Origin of the sequence: Burkholderia sp. Bp9016 (genome assembly GCF_003857765.1) — a bacterium.
Classification (GTDB): Bacteria; Pseudomonadota; Gammaproteobacteria; order Burkholderiales; family Burkholderiaceae; genus Burkholderia.
Genome location: NZ_QTPY01000006.1, coordinates 185204 through 198177 on the forward strand (window position 1 = coordinate 185204; position 12974 = coordinate 198177).

General features: G+C 67.4%; 11 protein-coding genes. 3 read left to right on the forward strand and 8 right to left on the reverse strand.

Annotated features, from left to right (window positions below):
• Positions 1–6: 6 nt before the first annotated feature.
• From DIE13_RS09885 to DIE13_RS09915, 7 genes are all read right to left on the reverse strand, one after another.
• The gene (locus tag DIE13_RS09885) at positions 7–1389 is read right to left on the reverse strand and encodes an amidohydrolase family protein (protein WP_124827042.1); all 1383 of its coding nucleotides are present in this window, start codon (positions 1387–1389) and stop codon (positions 7–9) included.
• A gap of 78 nt (positions 1390–1467) precedes the next feature.
• On the reverse strand, positions 1468–2841 hold the full coding sequence (locus DIE13_RS09890) for a nucleobase:cation symporter-2 family protein (protein WP_124826971.1): 1374 nt from the start codon (positions 2839–2841) through the stop codon (positions 1468–1470).
• A 60-nt stretch (positions 2842–2901) separates the two neighbouring features.
• Entirely contained in the window at positions 2902–3999 is a 1098-nt protein-coding gene (locus DIE13_RS09895; RefSeq protein WP_124826972.1) for a GTP-binding protein, read from the reverse strand.
• Positions 3996–4622, reverse strand: coding sequence for a UbiX family flavin prenyltransferase (locus DIE13_RS09900; protein WP_124826973.1), 627 nt, complete (start codon positions 4620–4622; stop codon positions 3996–3998). Before DIE13_RS09900 ends, DIE13_RS09895 begins: the two co-directional genes overlap by 4 nt.
• Entirely contained in the window at positions 4619–6022 is a 1404-nt protein-coding gene (locus DIE13_RS09905; RefSeq protein ID WP_124826974.1) for a UbiD family decarboxylase, read from the reverse strand. Before DIE13_RS09905 ends, DIE13_RS09900 begins: the two co-directional genes overlap by 4 nt.
• Positions 6023–6102: 80 nt before the next feature.
• Positions 6103–7008 (reverse strand): amidohydrolase family protein, encoded by a 906-nt coding sequence (locus tag DIE13_RS09910; RefSeq protein ID WP_124826975.1) that lies wholly within the window; start codon positions 7006–7008, stop codon positions 6103–6105.
• Between the two features lie 36 nt (positions 7009–7044).
• Positions 7045–7947, reverse strand: a complete 903-nt coding sequence (locus DIE13_RS09915) for an amidohydrolase family protein (protein WP_124826976.1) — start codon at positions 7945–7947, stop codon at positions 7045–7047.
• Positions 7948–8188: 241 nt separating this feature from the next.
• Here DIE13_RS09915 and DIE13_RS09920 point away from each other — a divergent pair, with 241 nt between their 5' ends.
• Complete coding sequence (locus tag DIE13_RS09920) at positions 8189–9079, forward strand: LysR substrate-binding domain-containing protein (RefSeq protein WP_124826977.1); 891 nt, start codon at positions 8189–8191, stop codon at positions 9077–9079.
• 13 nt (positions 9080–9092) lie between these two features.
• Here the strand turns inward: DIE13_RS09920 and DIE13_RS09925 are convergent, their stop codons facing one another.
• Positions 9093–9986, reverse strand: coding sequence for a LysR substrate-binding domain-containing protein (locus DIE13_RS09925; RefSeq protein ID WP_124826978.1), 894 nt, complete (start codon positions 9984–9986; stop codon positions 9093–9095).
• Positions 9987–10115: 129 nt separating this feature from the next.
• On the opposite strand from DIE13_RS09925, the gene DIE13_RS09930 reads away from it, so the two are divergent.
• Both DIE13_RS09930 and DIE13_RS09935 read left to right on the forward strand, forming a co-directional pair.
• A complete protein-coding gene (locus DIE13_RS09930) occupies positions 10116–10610 on the forward strand; it encodes a (2Fe-2S)-binding protein (RefSeq protein ID WP_124826979.1) in 495 nt (164 codons plus the stop codon).
• Position 10611: 1 nt separating this feature from the next.
• A complete protein-coding gene (locus DIE13_RS09935) occupies positions 10612–12861 on the forward strand; it encodes a molybdopterin cofactor-binding domain-containing protein (RefSeq protein ID WP_124826980.1) in 2250 nt (749 codons plus the stop codon).
• Positions 12862–12974 lie beyond the last annotated feature (113 nt).

Sequence of the window (12974 nt, forward strand, 5' to 3'; positions counted from 1 at the left end):
CTCCCTTCAGTCGAGCAATTGCCGCACCGCATCGAGCGCCGCGCGGCGCAGCGCCGGGAGGTCGAGGCCCGGAATCTCGCCGTTGTCCACCACGACGCGGCCATTCACGATGCTGTATTTCACCGGCGACGGCTCGCCGGCCGCGACCGGCGCGATCGCATAGTCGTGGAAGCCGTTGAAGCGCGGCCCGCTCACGTCGTACAGCACCAGATCGGCGGCCTGGCCGACGTCGAGCGTGCCGACCGCATCGAGTCCGAGCACGCTCGCGCCGCCCTGTGTTCCCCAGTTCAGCACGTCCTCGGCGGTCGTCGCCGACGCACCATGCGCCGCGCGATGCACGAGCCACGCGAAGTTGGCCTCGTGCGTCATGCTGCCCGACTCGTTCGACGCGACGCCGTCCACGCCGAGCGACACCGGCACGCCGGCCGCCGCCATGCGCGGCGCGGGGGCGATGCCGCTGCCGAGCCGCGCGTTGCTGACGGGGCAGTGCGAGCAGCCGGTGCCGGTTTCCGCGAGCATCGCGATCTCGCTCGCGTCGAGATGGACGAGGTGCGCGAACCACACGTCGGGGCCCAGCCATTCGTGATCGGCGGCGAACTCGACCGGCAGCTTGCCGTAGCGCTCGCGGCAGAAGTCGACGTAGCGCGTCGTCTCCGACAGGTGCGAATGCAGCCGCAAGCCCATCCCGCGCGCCGCGCGTGCGACTTCGGGCAGCAAATCGGGCGGCAGCGAGAATGTCGGCGTCGTCGGCGCGACGACCACGCGGCGCATCGATGCGGCGCTCGCGTCGTGATGGCGCGCTTTCAGCCGCTCGATGTCCGCGAGCATCTGGTCGAGCGTTTCGGGTTGCAGCGCGGTACCGGCGAAGCCGGGATGATCGCCGGCCGCCTGCAATGCGCCGCCGCGGCACAGCACGAAGCGCATTCCGAAGCCGGCTGCTTCGTCGAACAGCAGGTCGCCGGTCTCGGTCGTGCCGCCCGCGTGATACAGGTAGTGGTGATCGGCGCAGGTCGTCACGCCCGACAGCAGCAGCTCCGCGAAACCGAGCCGCGCGGCGATGCGCGCGAGCGCCGGCGTGAAGCGCGCCACGCGCGGATACGGAACGGCAGCGAGCCATGCCTGCAGATCCGCGTCGATACCGGCCGGCACCGCCTTCAGCAGGTTCTGGAACAAATGATGGTGCGTGTTGACCCAGCCGGGGTAGACAACGCAGTGGCTGGCGTCGATCACGCGCTCGCCGGGCAGCGGCGCGAGATCGGGCGCGATCGATTCGATCCGGCCGTCACGGATGCGCAGGTCGGTCCGGCCGAGTCGCGCGGCACTGCCGGTGCGTCCGCTCATGACCGCGACCGGGTGGCGGATCAGCAATGAAGAAGAGGGAAGGTTCACGATCGGGTTTCCTCGGATTAGGATGTTCGTCGTCATGCGTTGGTCGTCATGCGCGCGCCGCACGCGGCGCGCGGTCGATCAGTCGCACTCGCGCGCCATCGGGCTGCGGTGTGCGGTGTCGGGCAGCACGTGCGATTCGACGGGATCGGCTGCCTGCACGCCGTTGAGCAGCGCGTTCAGCACGACCGACACGAGACACGCGATCACGACGCCGCTATGCAGGAACGGCTGCGTCCAGTCCGGCATGTGCGCGAAGACTTTCGGCGCCATCACCGGAATCAGCGCGGTCGCGATCGTGAAGCCGACGATCAGCACGTTGTAGCGATTGCCCTCGAAGTCGACCTTCGCGAGCGTCTGCACGCCGGCCGCGACGACCACGCCGAACATCGCGATGCCCGCGCCGCCGAGCGCGGCGGACGGCGTCGACGCGACGATCGCGCCGATCTTCGGCACCAGCGCGACGACACACATCAGCACGCCGCTGATCGCGACGATCCAGCGGCTGCGCACGCCGGTCAGGATCACGAGCCCGACGTTCTCCATGAACGCGATGAACGGGAACGCGGCGAACGTGCCGGCGATCGCGCTCGCGACGCCGTTCGCGCGCAGGCCGCGCACGACGTCGTCCTCGCTCACGTGCTTCTCGACGATGTCGCCGATCGCGACGAACAGGCCCATCGACTCGACCATCTGCACGATCATCACGACCACCATCGTCAGCACCGGCACGACCGCGAACACCGGCGCGCCGAAATGGAACGGGTAGGGCACGGTGAACCAGGGCGCTGCCGCCACGTTCGCGAAGTTGCCCATCCCGAGCGCGATGGCGAGCAGGCTGCCGGCGACGAGCCCGATCAGCACCGACAGGTTGCGCAGGAACGCATTCGCGAAGCGGTTGATCGCGAGGATCACGATCGCGACGACCAGCGTGACGGCAAGGAACGACGGCTCGCCGAACTGCAGCTTCGCCGCGTCGCCGCCGCCCGCCCAGTGATACGCGACCGGGAACAGCTGCAAGCCGATCACGGTGACGATGCAGCCCGTCACGACCGGCGGGAACAGGCGCCGCAGCCGGCCGACGAGCGGCGCGGCGAAGGTCGTGATGATTCCCGCGCCGATCACCGCGCCGCATACGCCGGCGAAGCCGACGCCGGGCGTGAGGCCAATCGCGATCACGGGGCCGACGCTGCTGAATGCGACGCCTTGCAGGATCGGCAGACGCACGCCGAGCTTCCAGACGCCGACCGTCTGCAGGATCGTCGAGATGCCGGAACAGAACAGCGCGGTACTGATCAGCACGGTTGTATCGGCGGGCGACATCTTCAATGCGGATGCAACGATCAGCGGCACCGCGATCGCGCCGATATACGCGACGAGCATGTGCTGCAGGCCGAGCGTCAGCATCTGGCGGCGCGGCAGGACCCGATCGACGGGATGTGAGGCAGAGTTCATGGGCGTGTCTCCTGATGTTCGTTATCGGGCGGGCGCGTCGCGTGCCCGCCTGGACTCCCGTCAGGCCGCGACCGGGGCGGCGAGACAGGCGTGGAAGCGGTCGGTCAGCGCGGCGCGATCGAGATCGCGGCCGATGAAAACGATGCGTGAAGCGCGCGGCTCGCACCCCCACGCCTGCGCGGCACGCAATTCGATCACGCCGTGCACGCCCTGCAGCACGTAGCGCTGCACGCGGCCGTGCACGGCCAGGATGCCTTTCATCCGGAACAGGTTCGCGGTGTCGGCGCGGCGCAGTTCGCCGAGCCAGGCTTCGAGCGCGTCGAGATCGACGTCCGCGTCGACTTCGATGCCCACCGACGACACGCTGTCGTCGTGTTCGTGGTGGTCGTGGTCGTCGTCGTGTGCAAGGGCATGCTCGTCGTGAGCATGGGGCTCATGCTCGTGGTGTTCCGCGTGCGGCGCTGCGGCCTGCAATCCGTCGCTCTCGACGAGAATCTGCGCAAACTCGTTCGCGCCGATCCCGAGGATGCGATCGAGGTCGACCTGCGCATAGCTGGACGTGACGATCTCTGCGGTCGTGTTCAGCTCGCGCAGCCGCGCGGTCAGCGCATCGACGTCCGGCGCCTCGACGAGATCGACCTTGTTGATCACGATCCGGTCTGCGCAGACGATCTGGTCGACTGCCTGGTTGTCGCGGCCGTCGAGCACGAGATCGTCGAGGTGCGCGCGAATGTGCTTCGCATCCACCATCGTGACTACCGCGTCGAGCGCGACTTCCTTCGCGATCGGATCGTCGAGGAAGAAGGTCTGCGCGACCGGATACGGATCGGCGAGACCGCTCGTCTCGACGATGATGTGATCCAGCCGGTCGGGCCGCGCGACGAGCATCCGCACGATCCGCACGAGGTCCTCGCGCACCGCGCCGACGCAGCACACGCAGCCGTTCGTCATCTCGTAGATTTCCTCGGTCGATTCGAGCACGAGGCCGCCGTCGATGCCGATTTCGCCGAACTCGTTCTCGATCACCGCGATCTTGCGGCCGTGCTTCTCGCGCAGGATGTAATTCAGCAGCGTCGTCTTGCCCGCGCCGAGAAAACCCGTGAGCACGGTGACCGGGATCTTCTCGACGTGGCTGTGGGTGGTATGGATGTGGGTCATGATGCGTCTCCGTTGAGTCGGTTGGGCTGCGGATTGGGCTGCAGGTCGGGCCGGGACCCGCTTTCCTTCCAGCGATGGACGGTGCGGGAATCGAGGTCGAACAGGTCGAGCACGCGGCCGAGCGTGTGGTCGATCATCTGGTCGAGCGAAGCGGGGCGCGCATAGAACGCCGGCACGGGCGGCGCGACGATCGCGCCCATTTCCGTGACGGTCGCCATGTTGCGCAGATGCGTGAGCGTGTAGGGTGTTTCGCGGGCGAGCAGCACGAGCCGGCGGCGCTCTTTCAAGACGACATCGGCCGCGCGTGAAATCAGGCCGGACGACAGCCCGCTCGCGATTTCGGCGAGCGTCTTCATCGAGCACGGCGCGACGATCATCCCGAGCGTGCGGAACGACCCGCTCGAGATGGGCGCCGCGATGTCGTCGCTGCGATACAGCACGCTCGCGAGCGATACGACGTCCGACAGCTTGAAGTCGGTCTCGTGCGCCATCGTCAGTGCGGCGGCGCGCGACACGACCACGTGCGTCTCGATGTCGAGCGCGCGCAGCAGTGCGAGCAGCCGCATCCCGTAGACGAAGCCGGACGCGCCGCTGATGCCGACCACGAGCCTGCGCGCGCTCATCGCGCGGCTCCGCCGAGTTGCGCGATCACATGTGCGGCGCGCTGCATCGCCGCGTCGCCGACGCGGGCGCGCACGCCGTCGAAGCGCGCGCCGCGTGTCGCGTCGATGCCCATCCGCGATGTCGTGCCGTCGGACGACGACGACGGATCGAGCGGGCTGCCGGGCAGGCCGTCGACGACGAACAGGTCGCGATGCGGCTGGAAGTGCGTGGCGATCGCCCACAGCACCTGCGCGTCGTCGGTGATGTCGACGTCGCTGTCGACCGCGACGACGTTCTTCAGATACGGATCCCAGCCGAGCAGCGCGAGCATGATCTGCCGCGCTTCGCCGTCGCGCGTCTGCTTCAGCGCGACGTAGCAATGGAAGTGCGTGCCGGAGTTCGGGTAGTGGATCGCGGTGACGGCCGGAAAGCGCGCTTTCAGCTTCTCGCTCATCTCGGCTTCGCGCGGCAGCCGCGCAAGCGTCAGGTGCTCGGCGTACGGGCCGCCGACCACGTCGACGAGCCACGCATCGTTGCGCCGCATCATCGTGTCGATGCGCAGCACGTTGTTGGTCGAGCGGTCCGACGAGTATCCGGTGAACTCGCCGAACGGGCCTTCGTCGGCGTGTGCGTCCGGATCGATCGTGCCTTCGAGCACGAACTCGGCGGCGGCCGGCACGCCGATTCCGTGGCGCGGCGTGCGGACGAGCTGCAACGGCGCGCCGAACAGCCCGCCGGCAATGGCACGCTCGTCGGCGCCGAACGGCAGGCGCGCGGCGGCCGCGAGCATGAACAGCGGATGCGCACCGATCACCATCGCGACCTTCAGCGTGTCGCCCCGTGCCTTGGCGGTCTGCAGCATCCGCCATAGATGGCCGCGCGAATGGAGGCTCGTCGCCAGTGCGTTGCGCGCATGCGGCATCGAGCGGTGATAGCTGAGGTTCGCGACGCCCGTCACCGGATCCTCGGCGACGATCACCGCGTTGGTGACGTAAGGCCCGCGATCGGTTTCGAAGTGGCGGATCATCGGCAGTTGCGCGAGATCGACCGCGTCGCCTTCGATCACCTGGTCGAGCACGGGGCCGTGCGGTACGGCGACCGGCGCGACGGGCGCGTTCGCGCGCTGCTGCCATGCGTCGAACAGGCCGTTCGCATCGACGCCGAACAGCCGGCCGATCCGTGTGCGGGACGCGAACACGTTGGTGACGAGCGGCGTCGCGAGACCGTCGACACGCTCGCAGACGAGCATGTCGTGCCGCCCGCGTGCGGCGAGCGACGCGACGACGGCCGTGATGTCCTGGTCGGCGGACAGCGGCTGCGCGACCGTCAGCACGTCGTCCGGAAAGCGATCGCGGTACGCGGTCGCGAAATGGTGGAAATCCTGCTGCTCGGCGAAAGGACTGGAAGGACTGGACGCCATGATGCACTCCGTCGGATGCGGAAGAGGAAAGGCCGGACCGCGCGATGCGTGCGGCGATGCGCGATCCGGCCGCCGGCGCGTTACACGTAGGTCGCCGTCAGGCGCTTGTGCGCTTCGTCGAGATCCTTCGGCGGCCGGGTCGGCTCGATGCCGACGAGGCGGGCGATGTTGTTGCCCATGTAGTCCTCGAGGCCGTCTTCATCGAGATCCATCCCCTGCGGCGCGGGACCGCATAGCATCTCCAGCTCGCGCAGCCACATGCCGGGCTCGTTCGGCGGCGAATCGGTGCCGAACACGATCTTGTTGCGCGGCAGCTCGCGCGCAAATTCGACGATCCGCGACTGGTAGCACCAGCCCGATTCGCAGTACACGTTCGGCGTGTCCATCGCCATCCAGAACGCTTCGAACGAGTAGTTGCCGCCCGTCTGGATTCCGAAGTGACCGATGATGAAGTTCACCATCGGAAACTCGCGGATGATCGGGTAGAACTGCGTCGGGATCGTGTACGGGCCGTCGCCGGTGTGGATCAGCACGACGATGTTGTACTTCGCGCAAACCTTCATCGCGGGGCGCAGCCAGTCGAGCGCGCGATCGGGCCGGTAGCCGTGCATGTTCGCGTGCAGCTTCACCATCTTGAAGCCGTACTCCCTGATGTGGAATTCCAGCTCCGCCGCGCCGTTCTCCGGGCCCCAGCGCGGGTTGTACGTGAAGTTGCCGATGAAGCGGTCCGGGTACTTCTGCGTCAGTTCGGCGATGTACGCCATGTAGTCGCGGATGCCTTCGCGGCCGCGGCGGTTGCCGTCGCGATAGCCGGTGTTGCCCGGCGGCGGCTGGATGAAGCCCATGTCGATGCGGCGTGGCTTGCCGTTGATGATGTACGGGCCGTCCATCATCTTCAGCAGGCGTTCGCCGGTGAACGGTTCGCCGGTGTGGCGCCAGGCCTCGTCGACGAGGTTGGTCGGGTGCAGGTGCGTATCGATGATCATGCAATGCTCCGGATTCGGGAGAGAAGGGCGCGGGCGTCAGGCGGCGAGCAGCGCTCGCGCTTCTTCGACGGTGCGCGGCGCGGGCGTCGGTTCGAGACCGATCATCCGGGCCGTGTTGTTGCCGAGGTAATCCTCGAGCGTGTCCTCGTCGAGATTCATCCCCTGCGGCGGCTCGAAGCACAGCACTTCGAGCAGGCGCAGCCACATGCCGGGCTCGTTCGGCGGCGTGTCGGAGCCGAACAGGATCTTGTGCTTCGGCAGCACCTTCGCGAATTCGACGATGCGCGACTGCAGGCACCAGCCCGATTCGCAATACACGTTCGGCAGGTCCATCGCGAGCTGGAACGGCTCGAAGCAATAGACGCCGCCCGTCTGCACGCCGAAGTGCGCCATGATGAAATTGACCGTCGGGAATTCCTTGATCATCGGCACCCACTCGGTCGGGATGCTGTACGGGCCGTCGCCCGTGTGCAGTTTCACGAGCACGCCGAGCTCCGCGCATTTCTTCAGCGCGGGGCGCAGCCAGTCGAGCGCGCGGTCGGGCCGGTACGCATGCATGTTGGCCTGGAACTGCACCATCCGGAAGCCGAGCTTGCGGACGTAGTGATCGATCGCGTTCACGCCGTTTTCCACGCCGCAGCGCGGGTTGTAGACGAAGCAGCCGATGAAGCGGTCGGGGTGCTTGCGCACCATTTCGACCGTGTACGCCATGTACGCGTCGATCGATTCGGCGCCCGATTTTTCACCGTCGGCGTAGGTATAGATGGTGTTGCCTTGCGGTGGCTGGATGAACGCCTTGTCGACGCGGCGCGGCTTGCCGTTGATGAGGAACGGGCCGTTCATCGTCTCGATCAGGCGCTCGCCGGTAAACGGCGGGCCGTCGTGACGCCACGCGAGGTCGACGAGATTCGTCGGGTAACAGCTGGTGTCGATGATCATCTACTCGATCTCCTTGAGAGGAACCGGAAAGGCCGGTTGCCGGGTCGCGGGCAGGCACGTCGATGAAGCGACCGTGTCGGTCGGATTCATGCGGCCTTTTGCAAGGCGCCTTTTTTGGCGCCTTCCCCTCGCCGGCATCGAGTGACACACTGCGACGTGCACTGCTGCTTGGGACCGAGTGTCACAAGCCGAATGTGCTCTGTACAATATTTTTTACTGACGCTCTTGATACGTTTGCGATATGGACATGCGTGTGTTGCGTTACTTCGCGGTGCTTGCCGACGAACTGCATTTCGGGCGTGCGGCCGCGCGGCTCCATATCTCGCAGCCGCCGTTGAGCCAGCAGATCCGCCTGCTCGAGGAGCAGCTCGGCACCGCGCTGTTCGTGCGCTCGCAGCATCGCGTGGAACTCACCGAGGCAGGGAAAACACTGAAGGAGCAGGTACCGCTGATCGTCGCGCAGTTCGATCGCGCGATCGATCTCACGCGTTGCGCGGGGCGCGGCGAGGTGGGGCGTCTCGCGGTCGGCATCATCAGTTCGGCGATGGTCGCGCCGATTCCGCGCGCGTTGCGCGTGTTCGCCGAACGCCATCCGCACGTGCACTGGTCGCTGCACGAGATGACGCCCGCCGCGCAGATCGATGCGTTGAAGGAGAAGCGGCTCGACGTGTGCTTCTTCCGGCTGTTCCAGGAGGATCCGTCGATCCGCAGCGAGATCGTCGTGCGCGAGACGGCCGTGGCCGTGTTGCCGGCAGGTCATCCGCTCGCGTCGCGCGACGCCATCGCGCTCGGCGAACTCGCGAACGAGCAGTTCGTGTCGTTCGGCCTGCGGCACTCGCAACTGGCGCGGTTCCTGCAGCAGAGTTGCGTCGATGCGCGCTTCACGCCGCGGATCGCGCATGAAGTCGTCGAGGTGCACACGCTGCTGTCGCTGGTGCGCGAGGGGCTGGGGGTGGCGTTGCTGCCGGCGTCGTCGCTGCAGATTTCGACTGGCGGCGTCGCGTTCGTGCCGCTGTCGTCGCCGGAACTCGAGGTGTCGCTGCAGGCGCGCTATCGCGCCGACGATACGTCCGCGGTGCTCGGCGCATTTCTCGATACCGTGCGCGAAGTCGCGACGGCATTCAGCACGTGAGTCCGCGCATGCTTCAGCGGGTGAGCGACTTCGCGACCAGCTCGCCGATCGCGTCGATCAGCGGCTTCACGCGCGCGTGCCGCTCGCGCGGCCAGATCGCATGGAGGTTGTAGTGCGTCGGAATCGCGATCGTGCAGAGTTCGACGAGCCGGCCGTCGCGCAACGCGTCGGCCGCAAGCAGGCCGCGGACGAGGCCTGCGCCCAGCCCTGACGCGAGCGTCGCGACGAGCCCGGCCGCGTTGTCGAACACCGCGATCGTCTGCGGTTCGGTCGGTTCGAGGCCGGCCGCTTCGAGCCACGGAATCCACGAACGCTTCGTATAGCCGAGCAGCGGCAGTTCCAGCACCTGCTCCGGCGTGAGCGGTGCGGTGAGCCCGTGGCGTTCGAGCAGCGCGGGCGCGGCCATCGCGGTCAGCCGGTCGGGGCACACCAGCGCGCAGTCGACGCCTTCCCATTCTCCGTAGCCATAGCGCAGCGCAACATCGACGCGATCGAATGCATCGCGGTCGTGACGCGGCGACGACAGTACCGTCAGCGTCGCGTCGTCGAGCGTGCGCATCAGCGCCGGCAGCCGTGCGGGCAGCCAGCCCTGCATCAGTTCCGGATCGACGTCGAGCCGGATCGACGGCCCCGTCGTGCGCCCCTTCACCGACGACAGCGCGCGATCGATCTGTTCGAGGCCGTCCGACAACTGGTTCGCGAACAGCGTGCCGGCATCGGTCAGCATCACGCGGCCGCCGGCCCGCGCGAACAGCGGCTGGCCGATGAATTCCTCGAGCGAGCGAATTTGCTGGCTGATCGCACTGTGCGTGAGCGCCAGCTGGCGTGCCGCGCTCGAAAAACTGCCGACCCGCGCGGCCTGCAGAAACGCCTGCATCGACTGGATCGAAGGGTATCGCTTGAGCATCTGTTAGTCCGACTGACAGGGATTCGATGAAATGATCGCTGGCGCGCCCGCGCATCGCGTTTCGATAATGCTCCGGCGCCGCGCCATCGACGCGGGCGAACACCATGAATGCGAATCAGGAGACAGCGCATGATCGACATCGTCGTGAACGATACACGCCATTCGCTCGAGAATGTACCCGAGGATATGCCGTTGCTGTGGGTGCTGCGCGACCGGCTCAAGCTCACTGGCACGAAGTTCGGCTGCGGCAAGGGCTTGTGCGGCGCGTGCACGGTGCATCTCGAAGGGCAGGCCGTGCGGTCGTGCCTGATCCCGGCCGTCGCCGCGAACGGGCAGCACGTGACGACGATCGAAGGACTGTCTCCGGACGGCCGCCATCCGCTGCAACTCGCGTGGGTGGCGGAGGACGTGCCGCAATGCGGCTACTGCCAGCCGGGGCAACTGATGCAGGCGGCCGCGCTGCTGAAGGGCGGCCAGCCGCTCGACGATGCAGCGATCGTGTCGGCGATGTCAGGCAACATCTGCCGGTGCGGCACGTATGCGCGGATTCATCGCGCGATCAGGCGCGCGGCGTCGGGCGATCCTGCGTTGAAGGCTGAAGCCGAACCGGCGAAGGAGGCGTGACATGCGCGACGATCTCACGACCGATGTGCCGCACGATAGCGGCAACACGCCGCGCCGCCGCTTCCTCAAGCAGAGTTCCGCGTTGCTCGCGGCCGGCATCGCGATCGGCTTCCGGATGCCCGATGCGATGGCCGCGGGCAGGAACGTGAGCGGCGATCCGCATCCTGCCGCCGGCGAGTTCGAGCCGAACGCTTGGGTGCGCGTGCTGCCCGACGACACGATCAAGCTCGTCGTGCACAAACACGATTCGGGCACCGGCACGCGCACTGCGCTGGCCGCCGTGGTGGCCGAGGAACTCGACGTCGATCCGTTCAAGGTCGATGTCGTGACCCCCGAAGATCCGTTCTTCGCCGACTACATCCATCCGCTGTGGAAAGTGTTCTCGACCGGCGGCAGCACGAGCGTCGCGATGGAATACGACCGGCTGCGCCGCGCGGGTGCGATGGCGCGCGCGATGCTCGTCGACGCAGCCGCGCAGCAATGGCATGTGCCGGTGTCGTCGTGCACGACGGCCGACGGCGCCGTGTTGCATGCGGCGAGCGGGCGCCGCGCGACGTACGGTTCGCTCGCGTCCGCGGCCGCACAACTGCCCGCGCCGAAACAAGTCGTGCTGAAGGATCCCGCCCGGTTTCGCTATATCGGCAAGCTGCGCAGGAAGCGCGATGCCGCGCAGAAGGCCGACGGATCGTTTCCGTACAGCATCGACGTGTCGCTGCCGGGGATGCTCGTCGCCGTCGTCACGCGCGCGCCGGTCATCGACGCGCGCTTGCGCAGCGTCGACGCGAAGGCCGCGCTCGCGATTCCCGGCGTGCGCGACGTGCTGCAGATCCCGCCGCGTCCCGACGTGCTCGGCGGCAATCAGGCTGGGGTCGCCGTGCTCGCGGACGACTACTGGTCCGCGCACAAGGGGCAGGCCGCATTGAGGATCGAATGGGAGGACAGCCTGTTCGAGACGTTCGACAGCAGCACGCTCGCCGCCCGCCAGGCCGCGTGGATCGACGATCCGGCCGCGCGTGTCGTGCCGACGATCGCCGACGGCGATCCGTCGAAGGCGAACGTCGCCGGCGCACGCACGATCGAGGCGTCGTATTCGATGCCGCACAAGGCGGCGAATCCGCTGGAGCCGATCAACATCACCGTGTGGGCGCGCAACGGCGGGATCGAGTACTGGGGCGGGTTGCAGGTGCCGTCCACCGCGATGGAGGCGGCCGACGTGATCGGCGGCATTCCCGCGCATCGCGTGACGCTGCACGAACTCGTGTCGGGCGGCAGCTTTGGCGCGCGCGAATCGAAGTACTGGCTGTTCGAGGCAACGTGGCTCGCGCTGAAGACAGGCAAGCCGGTGAAGCTGATGAACAGTCGCGAGGACGAGATGCGCGCGCTGTTCTATCACGCGGCGAGCCATCACCGCGCGCGCGCGGTGCTCGATGCGAGGGGCAATCTCGCGTCGCTGTGGTTGCGCGGCGTGATGCCCGCGTCGCCGCAGCAGTGGGAGCCCGGCTATCTGGAGCGCGCCGACCGGATGGATTTCAGCACGACCGAAGCGATCACGAAGTGGGAATTCGCGTACGCGGCGCCGCATCGCGACCTCGGCTGGATCCGCATGGAGACGGGCGTGCCGACCGGCTGGTTTCGTGCGGTCAGCTATATCCCGAACGTGTTCGCGGTCGAGTCGGTGATGGACGAGGCCGCGCATGCGGCGAAGCGCGACCCCGTCGAGTTCAGGCTCGCGCACATGCGCGACCGGCCGCGGCATGCGGCCGTGCTGCGCGAAGCTGCGCGGCGCGCGGGTTGGGGGCAGCCGTTGCCGGACGGTGTCGCGCTCGGCATCGCAACGAATCAGGCGTACGACAGCTATGTCGCGGTGGTGGCGCGCGTCGCTCGCAAGAGCGGCGCGGTGCGCGTGGAGAAGCTCACGTGCGTGGCCGATTGCGGGATCGCCGTGTCGCCGGCCGGCGTCGACGAGCAGTTGTACGGCGGATTGATGTGGGGGCTCGGCCATGCGACGTCCGATCGCGTCGATTTCAAAAACGGGCGCGTGCAGCAGTCGAATTTCGATACGTATCGCGTGATGCGGATGAGCGACATGCCGGAGACCGACATTCATATCGTGCAGGGCGATCCGGCGAAGCCGGGCGGCGTCGGCGAGTTGTCGAGCCCGGCCGTGACGCCGGCGATCGCGAATGCGGTGTTCAGGCTGACGGGGAAGCGGTTGAGGCAGACACCGTTCGATCTGTCGGCGATCGTATAGCGCGCCGCTGAAGAAAGTATGAAGTTTGCAGCTTTCGGTTGCGTAATCCGCTGATCAATTCGCCGCCGTCGACGCTGGATCGGTGCGGGCTGCCGCGGCACCGGTCCAGCCGG